Source organism: Streptomyces sp. DT224 (genome assembly GCF_049844595.1).
Classification (GTDB): Bacteria; Actinomycetota; Actinomycetes; order Streptomycetales; family Streptomycetaceae; genus Streptomyces.
Genome location: NZ_JBNCLI010000002.1, coordinates 248,158 through 261,760 on the forward strand (window position 1 = coordinate 248,158; position 13,603 = coordinate 261,760).

Annotated in this window: 13 protein-coding genes; 5 read left to right on the top strand and 8 right to left on the bottom strand. The window is 72.2% G+C overall.

Annotated features, from left to right (window positions below; genetic code table 11):
* Positions 1 to 28: 28 nt before the first annotated feature.
* The 6 genes from ACLQ2N_RS04835 to ACLQ2N_RS04860 all read right to left on the bottom strand — a co-directional run bounded on the left by ACLQ2N_RS04835 (position 29) and on the right by ACLQ2N_RS04860 (position 6,219).
* Complete coding sequence (locus ACLQ2N_RS04835) at positions 29 to 1,279, bottom strand: ABC transporter substrate-binding protein (protein ID WP_425809359.1); 1,251 nt, start codon at positions 1,277 to 1,279, stop codon at positions 29 to 31.
* Positions 1,276 to 2,367, bottom strand: coding sequence for a branched-chain amino acid ABC transporter permease (locus ACLQ2N_RS04840; RefSeq protein ID WP_425809361.1), 1,092 nt, complete (start codon positions 2,365 to 2,367; stop codon positions 1,276 to 1,278). Before ACLQ2N_RS04840 ends, ACLQ2N_RS04835 begins: the two co-directional genes overlap by 4 nt.
* Complete coding sequence (locus tag ACLQ2N_RS04845; RefSeq protein ID WP_425809363.1) at positions 2,360 to 3,250, bottom strand: branched-chain amino acid ABC transporter permease; 891 nt, start codon at positions 3,248 to 3,250, stop codon at positions 2,360 to 2,362. The genes ACLQ2N_RS04840 and ACLQ2N_RS04845 overlap by 8 nt, the downstream gene beginning before the upstream one ends.
* Entirely contained in the window at positions 3,247 to 4,029 is a 783-nt protein-coding gene (locus ACLQ2N_RS04850; protein ID WP_425809365.1) for an ABC transporter ATP-binding protein, read from the bottom strand. Before ACLQ2N_RS04850 ends, ACLQ2N_RS04845 begins: the two co-directional genes overlap by 4 nt.
* Positions 4,017 to 4,817: an ABC transporter ATP-binding protein gene (locus ACLQ2N_RS04855; RefSeq protein WP_425809367.1), complete on the bottom strand. Its 801-nt coding sequence runs from the start codon at positions 4,815 to 4,817 to the stop codon at positions 4,017 to 4,019. Before ACLQ2N_RS04855 ends, ACLQ2N_RS04850 begins: the two co-directional genes overlap by 13 nt.
* Before the next feature lie 286 nt (positions 4,818 to 5,103).
* On the bottom strand, positions 5,104 to 6,219 hold the full coding sequence (locus ACLQ2N_RS04860; protein WP_425809369.1) for a glycerate kinase: 1,116 nt from the start codon (positions 6,217 to 6,219) through the stop codon (positions 5,104 to 5,106).
* A gap of 126 nt (positions 6,220 to 6,345) precedes the next feature.
* Between ACLQ2N_RS04860 and ACLQ2N_RS04865 the strand changes: the two genes are divergently transcribed.
* Positions 6,346 to 6,837, top strand: coding sequence for an NUDIX domain-containing protein (locus ACLQ2N_RS04865; RefSeq protein WP_425809371.1), 492 nt, complete (start codon positions 6,346 to 6,348; stop codon positions 6,835 to 6,837).
* 17 nt (positions 6,838 to 6,854) lie between these two features.
* Here ACLQ2N_RS04865 and ACLQ2N_RS04870 read toward each other — a convergent pair whose 3' ends face one another.
* Both ACLQ2N_RS04870 and ACLQ2N_RS04875 read right to left on the bottom strand, forming a co-directional pair.
* A complete protein-coding gene (locus ACLQ2N_RS04870; protein WP_164398721.1) occupies positions 6,855 to 7,055 on the bottom strand; it encodes a type II toxin-antitoxin system VapB family antitoxin in 201 nt (66 codons plus the stop codon).
* 242 nt (positions 7,056 to 7,297) lie between these two features.
* Positions 7,298 to 8,374 (bottom strand): LacI family DNA-binding transcriptional regulator, encoded by a 1,077-nt coding sequence (locus ACLQ2N_RS04875; protein ID WP_425809373.1) that lies wholly within the window; start codon positions 8,372 to 8,374, stop codon positions 7,298 to 7,300.
* A 170-nt stretch (positions 8,375 to 8,544) separates the two neighbouring features.
* On the opposite strand from ACLQ2N_RS04875, the gene ACLQ2N_RS04880 reads away from it, so the two are divergent.
* The 4 genes from ACLQ2N_RS04880 to ACLQ2N_RS04895 all read left to right on the top strand — a co-directional run bounded on the left by ACLQ2N_RS04880 (position 8,545) and on the right by ACLQ2N_RS04895 (position 13,539).
* On the top strand, positions 8,545 to 9,873 hold the full coding sequence (locus ACLQ2N_RS04880) for an extracellular solute-binding protein (protein WP_425809375.1): 1,329 nt from the start codon (positions 8,545 to 8,547) through the stop codon (positions 9,871 to 9,873).
* A complete protein-coding gene (locus tag ACLQ2N_RS04885) occupies positions 9,870 to 10,868 on the top strand; it encodes a carbohydrate ABC transporter permease (protein ID WP_425809377.1) in 999 nt (332 codons plus the stop codon). The genes ACLQ2N_RS04880 and ACLQ2N_RS04885 overlap by 4 nt, the downstream gene beginning before the upstream one ends.
* Positions 10,865 to 11,713 (top strand): carbohydrate ABC transporter permease, encoded by an 849-nt coding sequence (locus ACLQ2N_RS04890; RefSeq protein WP_425809379.1) that lies wholly within the window; start codon positions 10,865 to 10,867, stop codon positions 11,711 to 11,713. Before ACLQ2N_RS04885 ends, ACLQ2N_RS04890 begins: the two co-directional genes overlap by 4 nt.
* Before the next feature lie 134 nt (positions 11,714 to 11,847).
* Positions 11,848 to 13,539, top strand: a complete 1,692-nt coding sequence (locus ACLQ2N_RS04895) for an alpha-amylase family glycosyl hydrolase (protein ID WP_425809381.1) — start codon at positions 11,848 to 11,850, stop codon at positions 13,537 to 13,539.
* Positions 13,540 to 13,603 lie beyond the last annotated feature (64 nt).

A 13,603-nucleotide genomic window follows, 5' to 3' on the forward strand; every position in this document is an offset into this window, starting at 1 on the left:
CCCCGCCGGGCATTCCTCGCGGAGGGCGTTACTTGACGGTGAAGGTCTTGGCCGCTGCCGCCGCCTCGGCCGGCCTGACCACCTTCAGGCCGCCGGGGACCTTGTCGTCCGGCTTCATGATCACGCTCTCCCGGGTGGAGGGCGCCGCCGGGTCGGTGAAGTCGTGGGAGACCCCGAAGTCGGTGCCGAATCCGGTGATGGTCAGCAGCGCCTTGTCGATGCCCTCGCGGGTGAGGTCCTTCGCCGCGCACGCCTTCTTCAGGGCCTCGCCGTACAGGTCGGCGGCCGTGTAGCCGGCGATGACGCCGTTGTCGAGACCGTCCTTGGGGTAGGCGGCGGCGTACTCCTTCGCGAGTTTCGCCGGGCCGGTGCCCGGGTCGCCGATGGGCAGGGTGGACGCGGCGACGTAGTAGTCCTGCATCAGGGCCGGGCCGGCCTGGGTCTTCAGCAACTGCGGCGCGTACGCGGAGTTGTTGCCGATGACCGGGACCTTGAGGCCGGTGGCGGCGGCGACCCCGACGAGCGAGGCGGCCTGGCGGGGGCCCGCACTGACGACGACGGCCTTGACGCCCGCCTGCTTCAGGGCGGCGACCTGGGCGGTCATGTCGTTGTCGGTGGGCTTGATCTTCTGCTCGACGACGGTGAGACCCGCCTGCTTCGCCGCGTACTTGGAGCCGGCGAGCGCGTTCTCGCCGTAATCCCCCTCGAAGTACACGTGGCCGATCCTGTCGCCCTTCGCGATGCGCTTCTCCGCGAGCAGGTAGTCGATCGCGTTGATCGTCTCCACGTCGTACGTGGCACCGATGACGCGGACGTACGTGCTGCCGAGCAGGTTGGCGGACCACGCCTGCGGGAGGACGAGGCCCTTGTCCTGGCCGTCGATGCGCTGCTCCACGGCCGCGACGAACGGGGAGCCGATGAACTGGACGAAGCCCAGGACCTTCGGTTCCAGCTCGGTGTATCCGGCGACGGCCTTCTGCGGGTCGTAACCGTGGTCGCGCACGGTCAGCTCGATCGTGCGGTCGCAGATGCCGCCGGCCGCGTTGGTCTGCTTCACCCAGAGCTGCTGGGCCTGGGTGACGCTCTTGCCGAGCGAGGCGTAGACGCCGGTCATGTCGGTGAGCGCGCCGAGCGCGATCGTGGAGTCGGTGACGCCCTCGCCGGTCTTCACCCCGGCCTTGGCCTCCGCTTCCCCGTCGGAGGACTTGGCCTTCTCGCTGCACCCCGTGAGGGTGAGGGCGAGGGCCGCGCACACGGCCCCGAGCACACGCAGTTTCATTTCTTCTCCCCTGAGTTCTTCGTCGGGCGTGTCAGGCCGCCGGGCAGGAACAGGACCGCCGCGACCACCGCGGCGCCGTACAGGTAGCGCGACGCCTCGCCCGGAGTCAGGCCGCCCGTGCCGGGGGCCGCGACCAGGGGCAGGGAGTCGCTGTAGTGGGTGAGGAGCTGGGGCAGCAGCGAGACGAAGGCGGCCCCGACGACCGCCCCCGCCACGGTGCCGAGTCCGCCGATGACGATCATGGCGAGGTATTCGAGGGACAGGACCATGCCGAAGTACTCGGGCACCGTCCGCTGGAAGACCAGGGCCAGCAGCACCCCGGCCAGCCCCGCGTACATCGACGACAGGACGAAGACCCCGGCCCGGTAGCGGGCCACCGGGACGCCCATCACACCGGCCGCGATGCGGTGGTCGCGGATGGCGTTCAGCGCCCTCCCCGGCCGCCCGCGCAGCACCCCGCGCGCGAACAGGCCGCTGAGGAGCAGGGCGAGCAGGGCCGCGTACCAGAGTTTCTCGGAGGACTGGAACGGCACCGCGGCCACCAGCGTCTCGGTGTCGTCGAAGGTGAGGCCGAAGAGCGACAGCGGCGGCACCGAGCGGCCGTTGTAACCCCCGGTGAGGGACGAGGCGTTGAACAGGACGTGCTGGCCGATGAAGATCAGCGCCAGGGTCGCGATGCCGAGGTAGGCGCCGCGCAGCCGTCCCGCGATCGGGCTGAACAGTCCGCCGGCGGCCCCGGCGAGGAGGACCGCCAGCACGGCGGCGAGCCAGCTGGGAAGGCCGAGTCCGGTCAGGGCGTGCCCGTTCTCCGTACCGCTCTCCCCCGCCAGCACGCAGTAGCCGTACGCGCCCACGGCGAGGAAGAAGGCGTGGCCCATGGACAGCTGCCCGGTGGCGCCGGTCAGCAGGTTGAGCCCGATCGCGCCGATCGCGGCGGCCATCGCGAAGAGCCCGGCCTGGAGCCAGAAGCGGTCCAGGTAGAAGGGGAGGGCGAGCAGCAGCACCGAACCCGCCGCCCAGACCCAGGTGCGGGGGCGGCGCAGCCGTGCGGTGACGGCGTACGCGAACGGGGTGGCGGTCTCAGACACGGGCCGGCTCCTTCGTGCCGAAGAGTCCGGCGGGGCGCATGAGCAGCACGATCACCATCACCAGATAGGGGGCCAGGTCGCCGATGCCCCGGCCGAGGAACGACAGATCGCTCTGGTAGCCGGTGGCGAGCGCTTCGGTGACACCGACGATCAGTCCGCCGGCCAGGGCGCCCGTCGTGGAGTCGAGGCCGCCGAGGATGGCGGCGGGGAACGCCTTGAGCGCGGCGAGCGAGGTCGCCCGTTCCAGGCCGGGCGTGGGGAAGACGGTGAGGAACAGCGCGGCGACGGCGGCCAGCGCCCCGGCGACCGCCCAGGCGGCGAGCGAGACCCGGCCGAGCCTGATCCCCATCAGCGCGGCCGTCCGGGGGTTCTCGGCGGCGGCGCGCATCGAGACGCCCCAGGAGGTGAAGCGGAAGGCGAGCAGGAAGACGGTGATGAGGAGGGCGGCGGCGACGAACGCGGCGACGCGGGTCTGGGCGAGGGTGACCCCGCCGACGGTGAGGACCCGGTTGCCCCAGGGGTCGCCGAGCGCGAGCACCTCCGTGCCCATGCGCCGGGTGAGTTCGGTGGTCAGCAGGATGTCGACGCCGATGGTGACGATGGCGAGGACGCTGTGGTCGCTGCCCCGGTAGCGGCGCATCACCAGGAATTCGACGGCGGCGCCGACGACGGCCGCGCCCGCGATGCCGGTCGCGAGGGCGGGCCAGAAGCCGATGTCGTCGTGGAGCACGGCGGTGACGTAGCCGCCCGCGAGCAGCAGCGAGGCGTGGGCGAAGTTGACGACCTCGGTGGCCTTGAAGATGACGACGAAGCCGAGCGCGATCAGGGCGTAGACCGAGCCGATGGAGAGGCCGCCGAGGAGGAGTTCGATGAAGGTGGTCACTGCGGTGCCCCCAGATAGGCTTGGACGACGGCCGGGTCGTTCTGGACCTCGGCGGGGGTGCCGCCGGCGATCCTGCGTCCGAAGTCGAGTACGGTCACGGCGTCCGCGAGCCGCATCACCACCCCCATGTCGTGCTCGACCAGCACGATCGAGATACCGAGGCCGTCGCGGACCCCGGCCACGACCGCCGCCGTACGCTGTCGCTCGTCGGCGGTCATGCCGGCGACGGGTTCGTCCAGCAGGAGCACCTGCGGCTCCATGCACAGCGCGCGGCCCAGCTCGACCAGCTTCTGCTGCCCGTACGGGAGTGCGCTCGCCGGACGGTCCAACGCCGTTTCCAGGCCGATGAATTCGGCGATCTCACGGACCCGTTCGCGGTGCGCCCGGGCTTCCCGGGCGGCGGCCGGCAGCCGCAGCCCGGCGGCCAGGAAACCGGCCCGGGTGAGCCGGTGCCGGCCGAGCATGAGGGTGTCGGCGACGGTGGCGTACGGGGGCAGCGCGAGGTTCTGGAAGGTCCGGGCCACCCCGAGCCCGGCGATCCGGTGCGGGGCGAGCCCGGTCAGCTCGGTCTCCCCGAGCCGGACGCTGCCGGAGGACGCCCGGTAGACCCCGGACAGCACGTTGAAGGTGGTCGACTTGCCGGCTCCATTGGGGCCGATGACGGCGTGGACGCTGCCCGGCTCGACGGTGAACGAGACGCCGTCGAGGGCGGTGAGCCCGGCGAAGCGGACGGTGACGTCCTGGACGGTGAGCGGGGCGGGGGCGGTCACGCGGACCACCTGCTCAGGGTGCGTACGGTGGTGCCCGCCGCCCGGTCCGCGTCGGCGGCGGCCTCCTCGTCCACGACGCCCAGGTAGCGGCGGCGCACCTCGTCGGAGGCGGCCAGTTCGCCGGCGGGCCCGTGCAGGGTGACCTCGCCGACCTCCAGGACGTACGCCGTGGTGGCGAGGCGCAGGGCGATCGACGCGTTCTGCTCCACGAGCAGGACGGACGTGCCGGAGGCGTTGATCTCGCGCACCGTGTCGGCGATGCGCTGCGCCATCAGGGGCGCGAGGCCGAGCGAGGGTTCGTCCAGCAGGAGCAGCCGGGGCCGCGCCATCAGGGCGCGGCCCATGGCCAGCATCTGCTGCTCGCCGCCGGACAGCAGCCCGGCGCTCTGGTGGGCGCGGCGGGCGAGCACGGGGAACAGCTCGTGCACGCGGTCCAGCGCCTGGGCCGCCGCCTTGCGGCCTCCGTCGGCGCCGAGGGCTCCGGCGCGCAGGTTGTCGGCCACCGTCATACGGGCGAAGACCTGTCGGCCCTCGGGTACGTGGACGATCCCGGCGGCCACCACCCGGTCGGGCCGCAGCCCGTCCAGGGGGCGCCCGTCGAACCGGATGGTGCCGGCGCCGGTGCCGCCGTGGAAACCGAGGGTCCGTGAGACGGCCCGCAGCAGGGTGGTCTTGCCGGCGCCGTTTCCGCCGAGTACGGCGGTGATCGTGCCGGCCGGGACGTCGAGGTCGATGCCGCGCAGTGAGCGTACGGGGCCGTAGGCGGCGGAGAGTGCGCGGATCTCGAGCGTGGGCATGGGGGTCCTCCTCCTTCCGCGGTTCCTGTGTTGCCACAGGTCAGCAGGGGGAGGAGGGGGGCGTCCATGGAGGCGGGGGGATGCGGGGCGGGTGCCCCGGGTGGGCGGGGGTGGGGTTGTGCGGGCGCACAGGGCGGGGCGCGCCCGCGGCGGGCCCTGTCCCCTGCCCGCCCCTTCCCGAAACCGGGGGGCTCCGCCCCCGGGCCCCCGCTCCTCAATCGCCGGAGGGGCTGAAAAACAGCCTCGCCGGCGATTGAGGCGCGGGGTCTAGGGGCGGAGCCCCGGTTCAGGCCAGGAAGTCGCGCGCGATCGACTCCGCGACCCGCTCCAGCAACGGCCCCGCCTGGGCCATGCACACCGCCGGATCCGGCTCCAGCTCCGTCAGGGCGTACGCCCGCCGGATCCCGGCCCGGCCCAGCGCCTCCGGCGCAAGCGCGAGGCGGCCGCACACCGCGACGACCTCGACCCCCGCCGCCCGCGCCGCCGCCGCGACGCCCGCCGGAGCCTTGCCGTGGAGGGTCTGGGCGTCGAGGGAGCCCTCGCCGGTGATGACGAACGTCGCCCGGTCCAGCGCGGGCGCGAAGCCGAGGACGTCGAGCATGACCTCGATCCCGGGGCGGAAGCGCGCGCCGAGTGCGACGAGCGCCCCGTAGCCGATGCCGCCGGCCGCCCCGGCGCCGGGAAGCTCCGCCTGCGCGGGGCCGAGGAGTGAGGCGTAGTGGGCGAGCGCCGCGTCGAGCGTCGCGATGTCCGCCTCGGTCGCGCCCTTCTGGCGGCCGTAGACCTCCGGCGCGCCCTTCGGGCCGGTCAGCGGGTTGTCGACGTCGCTGGCGAGGATGAGGTCGATGCCGGCGAACCGCGGGTCGAGCCCGGACAGGTCCGCCTCGGCGAGGTCCGCGAGGCCGCCGCCGCCCGGCCCGACGGGCTTGCCGTCCGCGTCGAGGAAGCGGGCGCCGAGCGCGGCGAGCATGCCCGCGCCGCCGTCCGTGGTGGCGCTGCCGCCGACGCCGAACACGACGGTCCGGGCCCCGGCTTCGACGGCGGCGAGCAGAAGCTCTCCGGAGCCGTACGTGGTGGCCGTGAGGGGCGCGAAGACCCCCTCGGGCAGGTGCTGGAGGCCGGACGCCTCGGCCATCTCGACCACCGCGGTGGTCCCGCGCACCGCGTACGCGGCGGTGACGGGGTCGCCCAGGGGCCCGGTCACCCGCGCCTCGCGGCGCTCGAAGCCGGCGGCCACCGCCGCCGCCACCGTGCCGTCGCCGCCGTCGGCGACCGGCAGGGTCTCCACCCGTACGCCGGGGACGACGCGCCGCAGCCCGGCCGTCACCCGCTCCGCGACCTGCACGGCCGTGAGCGAGCCCTTGAACTTGTCCGCCGCGACGAGCACGCGTGCGGTCTCCATCACTGCTCCGTCCGTCACCATGATTCCCTTTGCATTCGAACAGGCAGTCGCGCCGTCCCGACCCTATCCGCCGTACCCCCTCCCTGCCCATGGTCTGATCGATCAAAGTGGGCCTACGCTGACCGTATGACGACCACTGACTACGCTACGTATATCGCCGGTCTTCCCAAGGTCCTCGTGGGAGCCGCCTGCATCTTCCGGGACGCGAGCGGCCGGGTACTGCTGGTGGAGCCGAGCTACCGGGAGGGGTGGACGCTGCCCGGCGGGACGGTCGAGTCGGCCGACGGGGAGGGCCCGCGCCAGGGCGCGCGCCGCGAGTCGCTGGAGGAGATCGGGCTCGACATCGAGCCGGGCCGGCTCCTCGTCGTGGACTGGACGCGCGGCAGCGACCGGCCGCCGATCGTGGCGTACGTGTACGACGGCGGGGTCCTGGACGAGGCGCAGCTGAAGGCGATCCGGCTCCAGGAGTCGGAGCTGCTGTCGTGGAAGCTGGTCGAGCCGGCGGAGATCGGCCAGTACTTGACCGGTGCGCGCGCCGGGCGGATGCACGCGGCGCTGAAGGCCCTGGAGTCCTGCGCGGGCGCCGTGGAGCTGGAGGACGGCCGCCCCGTGGGCTGAGGGCCCGGGGTGCTCCGTCAGCCCTGGGTGTCCGGCGGCCTGGTCTCGTCCTCGCGCCTGGTCTCGTCGCGCGCCGCGACCCGGGCCTCGGTGCGGTGTCCGCGCGCGATGTAGTCGCGTACGACGAGTTCGACCGCGTCCTGCGGATTGCCGACCCCCGCGAGCACCATCACTTCGACCACGAGTTCCGCGTCGAGACTGATCGCCACCTTCGCCATGGCGCGACGGTAGCACCGCACCCGGGGGGCCGGATACGGTCCCGGCCGCGACGCTCCACGCCACCTGCGCCCCGTACGACACCGTCGCCGCCGACTACGCCGCGATCCTCGCGGACGAGTCGGCGGCGAAACACCTGGACCGGGCGATGCTCAGCGCCTTCGCCGCGTACGTGCGCGGTGACGGCGGGGGGCCTGATCTCGCTGGGCGCCGTCGCCGGTACGTTCCCGCGCATGACGGTACGTCACGCGCGGTCCGGTCGAACGGCGTCCCCGGCATCGCCCCGGCCCGGGAGGGGCGCCGGCCCCGTGCTGCCACGCGGGACGAGTTCCACCGGCAGGACCACTTGTCGTTCCCGGTACGCCTCGGGGTCATGGATCAGGCCATGGGCCAGCTCAGCCGCCGCCTCACCCAGTCGACGGGCGGGTTGGGCCATCGTGGACAGCCCCCATGCCTCGGCCATCGCGTGCCCGTCGAAACCGAGGATCGACATCCCCTGCGGTACCGGGACGTTGACCCCACGCAGAATCGCCAGGAGCCTGAAGGCGATGTCATCCGTCTCGGCGAAGATCGCCGTAGGAGGCTCCGTGAGACTCAGGAGCCGCCCCACCGCCGCGTCCAGGTTGGGCCCCTGCCAGTGCGCGACCTCGCGGACGAGGTCCTCGTCCGGGTCGATGCCCGCCTCCGCCAGCGCGGTGCGGTACCCGTCGAGCCGGGCTCTGCTGCTCCAGGCGAAGCCCGAAGCGTCCGCGGGCTCCAGGTAGGCGATGCGCCGGTGGCCGAGGTTGAGCAGGTAGCGGGTACCGCGCTGAGCGGCCTCCGCGTCGTTCACGTAGACACCGGCCCTGCCCTCTTGGTGCTGACTGACGAAGGCCAGCGGCATGCCCAGGTCGTCCAGCCGTGCCCGCTCCTCCGGTGAGAGCGCGAAGCTGACGACGAGCAGGGCGTCGGCGTTGCGGCGGGCCGGCAACCGGTCGAAGAACTGGGCACGCTGCTCGGCGGTGGTGACGCTGTAGACCAGCATGTCCAGGCCGGCCGCGTTGAGCGCGGGCGCCAGGCCGGAGAGTGCGGCGCCCAGGAACCAGGAATCGAGGTTCGGGACGAGCACCGCGACCCGGCCCGTGCGTCCCGTCACCAGGCTGGACGCACTGCGCGAGATCGCGAACGACAGCTCGCGCGCAGCCTGCTCCACACGTACCCGGGTCTGCGGCGACACCGTCGACAGCCCGCGCAGCGTGCGCGAGACGGTAGAGGGCGACACTCCGGCCCGCTGAGCGACATCCGCCAACGTGGCGCCCTTTTCAACGACTTCACCAGCCATGCGCGAGACGGTAACACACTGATTCGCCCGTCCGACCGTCACATCGTGACAGCGCTGCCAAAGGAGGCTTTCCGCCAGGAAAGAGGGCTGTAACCGTTGACATGCCGACTGATGGGTACCTACGTTGCTAGCGCTGTCATTCGGCAGTCCCAGAGGGGAGGAACACGTCCATGTCCCTGCGTCGCAGAGCTCTGCTGACGGGCGCCGCCACCGCGGCCGCAGCAGGTCTGCTGTCCGGATGCGGAGGGAAAGACCTCGACGACCTGCTCGCGCAGGCTGCGGCCGTTCCCAAGAAGCCCGCCCGACTGACCTGGTGGGTTTCCGAGATTCCCTCGCGCCGGGGATCCGTCGTCGCCGACCTGATCATCCGCGCCTTCGAACGACGGCACTCCCACATCCGCGTAGCGAAGATCAACGCGCTGTCCACCTCCGACGGCAATCGCAGCGCCATCGCCACTCAGCTCGCGGGCGGCTCCCCCCAGCCCGATGTGTACCTGGGCGACACCACGTGGCCCGTGCAGTTCGGGCACTCCTCGCTGGCGCTGCCGGTGGAGACACTGCTCCCGCGCGACTTCTGGGACGCCTACCCGGCCGCCCTGCGCAGCAGTTCCTCGTACCGGGGCAGCGTCTACGCCGTGCCGTTCTTCACCGACAGCACCTACCTCTACTACCGCAAGGACCTGCTCGCCAAGCACGGGCTGCGCGTCCCCCGCAGCTGGGAGGAGTTGCTGCGCACCTCCCGCGTGGTGCAGCAGAGCGGTGACACGCAGGCCGGGTTCCTGTGGCAGGCGGCGGTGACCGAGTCCCTGACGGCCAACGTGACCGAGTTCCTCGCCGACGCGGGCGCCACCGTCCTGGACCAGCAGGGACGGGCGGCCCTGGGCGACGCGGCGGCCGAGCGGGCGTTCTCGCTCATGGCCGAGTTCACCGCCCGCCGGGTGACCCCCCGTACCGTGGCCACCTATCAGGAATCGGACTCACAGGCCGCCTTCGTCGACGGACGCGGCCTGTTCCTGCGCAACTGGTCCTACGCCTGGGTCAACGCGAGCAACCCCACCGCTTCCCGCGTCTCCGGGAAGATCGGGGTCGTTCCGCGCCCGGGCTTCGAGGGCACCGGCCGGCACGGCGTTTCCTGCGCCGGCGGCTGGAGCAACTTCGTCAACCCCAGCTCCCAGGCGCTGGGCGCCGCGATGGAGTTCGCCCGGTTCTGTGCCGGGGAGGAAGTGCAGCGCCTGCTCGCCCGGGAGGCCGGTGTCATCCCCGCGATGACCTCGGTGCTCGGAGGCCGCGAGGCGCGCGCGGCCGGGGATCCGACCGTGCTGCGCGCCGCCGAACTGCGGCTCGTCTCCCGGCCCGTGCAGACCCCCTACTACCCGCAGGTCAGCAAGGCGCTGTACACCCCGGCGAACGCGGTCGTGCGCGGCGATCTCTCCCCCGCCGCAGGTGTCCGCGCCGCACGCGAAGGGCTGCGTACGGCCCTGGAAGGAAAGGCGCTGTGAGTTCCGCTCTGCAGGCGAAGACGGCCGTTGTGCCGTCCAAGGACGAGGGTCGCGGCACGCGCGGCGGGGCCTCGCGACCGACCGGGCGGAACAGGCCCCCGGGGACCGCCGCCCGGCTTCGGGCCCGCACCGGGTGGATCTTCGCCTCCCCCGCCCTCCTGGTCGTGGCGGCGGTGACGGTGTTCCCCGTCCTCTTCTCCCTGGTGCTGTCGTTCTGCGAGGTCCGGCTCGAATACGGCGGACTGCGCCTCGGCTCGCCCACCCTCGCCCATTACACCTCGCTGCTGACGCACGCCGAGTGGTACCGGGCGCTGGCCTTCACCGTGGGCTTCACCGTCGTCTCGGTCTTCGTCGAGCTGGTGCTCGGCACACTCGTCGCGCTCGTCCTGGAGCGGCTCGGCGCCGCCCGCGGCTGGATCCTCGCGCTGCTCCTGCTTCCCTGGGCCCTGATCAACGTGGTGGCCGCACAGCTGTGGGCCTATCTGTTCAACGGCACCTACGGGGCCGTGAGCTGGCTCTTCGAGCAGGTGCTGGGCACCCAGCCGGACATTCTCGGGCGGCCGGTGCCCGCGATGGCGGCGATGGTGGCGGTCGACGTGTGGAAGACGACCCCGTTCGTCGCCATCGTCGTGCTCGCCGGCCTGATGCTCATCCCGGGTGACGTGTACGAGGCCGCCGAGATCGACGGCGCGGGCACCTGGACCACGTTCTGGAAGGTCACGCTGCCACAGCTGCGGCCCATCGTCGCCATCGCGGTGCTCTTCCGCATCCTGCAGGCGTTCGGGATCTTCGACCTGCCGTTCGTGCTGACCCAGGGTGGTCCGGGCACAGCCACCCAGTCGGTGGCGATCCTCGGCTACCGCATCCTCTTCCAGAACCTCGACTTCGGCGGTGGCGCCGCGGTCGCGGTCACCACCGCAGCCATCGTCCTGGGCTGCTGCCTGCTCTTCCTGCGTGTATTCCGCGCCCAAGTCGACGAGGAGGGCCGGGCATGAGCCGCCACGTCCCGCGCACAGGCATGCGCCGTTACGTCAACATCGTCAACCTCGGTGGACTCCTGATCGCCGTGTGCGCCACGCTGCCGCTCATCTGGATGGCGACGGCGTCCCTGAAGGGGCCGGGCGAGATCAGCGCGACACCGCCCTCGCTGATCCCCCATCACCCGACCCTCAGCAACTACGAAACCGCATTCTCCCGCAACGGGATCGGCCACTACTTCTTCAACAGTGTCGTCGTGGCCTGTCTGTCCACCGTGCTGATCCTGTCCCTGGCGTTCTTCGCCGGCTACGCCCTCGCCAGGCTTCCGCTTCGCGGGCGGGGGGCGATCATGACGGCGCTGCTGATGCTGTCGGTGTTCCCGCCGATCGCCCTGCTCGTGCCACTCTTCCTGATGGAGCGCCAGGTCGGCCTCCTCAACAGCTATCCGGGCTTGATCATCCCGTACGTGGCACTGAACCTGCCGTTCGCGATCTGGATCATGCGCAACTACCTCACCGGCATTCCACGCGAGCTGGAGGAGGCCGCCGTCGTCGACGGCGCCGGGCCGCTGCGCACCGCGGTGACGGTGATCCTCCCCCTGGCGCGGCCCGGTCTGTTCACGGCCGGCGTGTTCTCCTTCACCGCGACCTGGTCGGAGTTCCTGCTCGCGCTGACATTCAACGGCTCCGACGACCGCCGCACCGTCTCGGTCGGCATCGCGCTGTTCACCAGCCAGTACCAGGTCCCGTACGGGGTGATCTTCGCCGGTGCGATGGTGGCGACCGTACCGATCGCCCTCCTGGTGCTGATCTTCCGCCGCTCGGTCGTCTCCGGCATGACCACGGGGGCCGTGAAGGGCTGATCCGCCACGCGCCACGTCCCGCGGCACATCCGTGACAGCGGCCGGCCCTATCCCCCTGTGCCCACCGCTCGTCTCCCTTCCGCTCCGCACCGTTGTCCACCCCCACCCTGGGCCCATGCCCGAGAGGTTCACAGATGCCCCACCCCGACGTATCCGCCCCCGCCTCCGACGACGCGGACTGGTGGCGGCAGGCCGTCATCTACCAGGTCTACCCCCGCAGCTTCGCCGACTCCGACGGCGACGGGATCGGCGACATCCCCGGCGTCACCTCGCGGCTGCACCACCTCGCCGACCTCGGGGTGGACGCCCTCTGGCTGAGCCCCTTCTACCCCTCGCAGCTCGCCGACGGCGGCTACGACGTCGCTGACTACCGCGACGTCGATCCCCGGCTCGGCACCCTGGACGACTTCGACGCGATGATCCGCGAGGCCGACCGGCTCGGCCTGAAGGTCATGGTCGACATCGTCCCCAACCACTCCTCCGACCAGCACGTGTGGTTCCAGGAGGCCCTCGCCGCCGCGCCCGGGTCAGCCGCGCGCGAGCGCTATGTCTTCCGTGACGGCCGCGGACCCGACGGTGAGCTGCCGCCCACCGACTGGCCGTCCAGCTTCGGCGGCCCCGCCTGGACCCGCGTGCCGGACGGCCAGTGGTACCTGCACCTGTACGCGCCGCAGCAGCCCGACTTCAACTGGGACCACCCCGAGGTCCGCGAGGACTTCCACACCACCCTGCGGTTCTGGTCGGACCGGGGCGTCGCCGGATTCCGGGTCGATGTCGCCCACGGCCTCGCCAAGGATCTGAGCGCGCCGCTGCGCGACCTCGGCGAGCACCTCAGCTACCAGCCCGGGGCTCTTCCCCTGGACGGCAGCCACCCGCTGTGGGACCGGGACGCGGTTCACGAGATCTACCGCGGCTGGCGGCAGGTCTTCAACGCCTACGACCCGCCGCGCTTCGCCGTCGCCGAGGCATGGGTGCGCTCGGCGCGACGCACCGCTTACGCCTCCGCGGACGGGCTGGGCCAGGCGTTCAACTTCGACTTCCTCTATGCCGGCCTCGACGCCGCCGAGATGCGCGAGGTGATCGGCTCCGCGCTCGCCGACGCCGAGAGGGCAGGGGCGACCAGCACCTGGGTGCTCTCCAACCACGACGTCGTACGCCACGTCTCGCGTTACGCCCTGCCCGCCGGCAGCACCAAGCACGATGTCGAGGATTGGCTGCTCAGTGACGGCCGGACGCCGGCACCGGACATGGCGACGGGAGTCCGCAAGGCGCGCGCCGCCGCGCTGCTGATGCTGGCCCTGCCGGGCTCCGCCTACGTGTACCAGGGCGAGGAGCTGGGCCTGCCCGAGGTCGCCGATCTGGCGCGCGCGGATCTCCAGGACCCCATGTGGGTACGCAGCGGCGGACGTGTCAAGGGCCGCGACGGATGCCGGGTGCCGCTCCCCTGGACCCGTGAGGGCTCGAGCTTCGGGTTCGGCCCGGGGGGCTCGTGGCTGCCGCAGCCGGCCGGCTGGGGTGCCTACGCGGCCGAGGAGCAGCGCGGCGACAAGGAGTCGTTCCTGGAGCTGTACCGGGCGGCCCTGCGGCTGCGCCGCGCTCTGGTCACGGACGAGACGCTGGAGTGGGCCTGCTCGCAGGAGCGGACGGCTCAAGGCATGCTGCACTTCACCCGCACCGGTGGCTGGCACACCGTCAGCAACCTCGGTGACGCTCCCGTCCCGCTGCCCGAGGGCGAGGTCCTGCTCGCCTCCGGCCCGCTGTCCGGCGACGCGCTGCCCCCGTGGACCACCGTGTGGCTCCGGTCCGGGGAACCGTCGGAGAACTGAAAGAACAGGAGGGCCCCGCGCGGGGCCCTCCTGCGGTCGCCTTGCACCGCTCGGCCGGAGAGCC

Bases quoted from the DNA above. Each gene is read 5' to 3' on its own strand.
- ACLQ2N_RS04835 (WP_425809359.1), bottom strand. From the start codon at position 1,279: ATGAAACTGCGTGTGCTCGGGGCCGTGTGCGCGGCCCTCGCCCTCACC.
- ACLQ2N_RS04855 (WP_425809367.1), bottom strand. From the start codon at position 4,817: ATGCCCACGCTCGAGATCCGCGCACTCTCCGCCGCCTACGGCCCCGTA.
- ACLQ2N_RS04860 (WP_425809369.1), bottom strand. From the start codon at position 6,219: ATGGAGACCGCACGCGTGCTCGTCGCGGCGGACAAGTTCAAGGGCTCG.
- ACLQ2N_RS04865 (WP_425809371.1), top strand. From the start codon at position 6,346: ATGACGACCACTGACTACGCTACGTATATCGCCGGTCTTCCCAAGGTC.
- ACLQ2N_RS04870 (WP_164398721.1), bottom strand. From the start codon at position 7,055: ATGGCGAAGGTGGCGATCAGTCTCGACGCGGAACTCGTGGTCGAAGTG.
- ACLQ2N_RS04875 (WP_425809373.1), bottom strand. From the start codon at position 8,374: ATGGCTGGTGAAGTCGTTGAAAAGGGCGCCACGTTGGCGGATGTCGCT.
- ACLQ2N_RS04880 (WP_425809375.1), top strand. From the start codon at position 8,545: ATGTCCCTGCGTCGCAGAGCTCTGCTGACGGGCGCCGCCACCGCGGCC.
- ACLQ2N_RS04890 (WP_425809379.1), top strand. From the start codon at position 10,865: ATGAGCCGCCACGTCCCGCGCACAGGCATGCGCCGTTACGTCAACATC.
- ACLQ2N_RS04895 (WP_425809381.1), top strand. From the start codon at position 11,848: ATGCCCCACCCCGACGTATCCGCCCCCGCCTCCGACGACGCGGACTGG.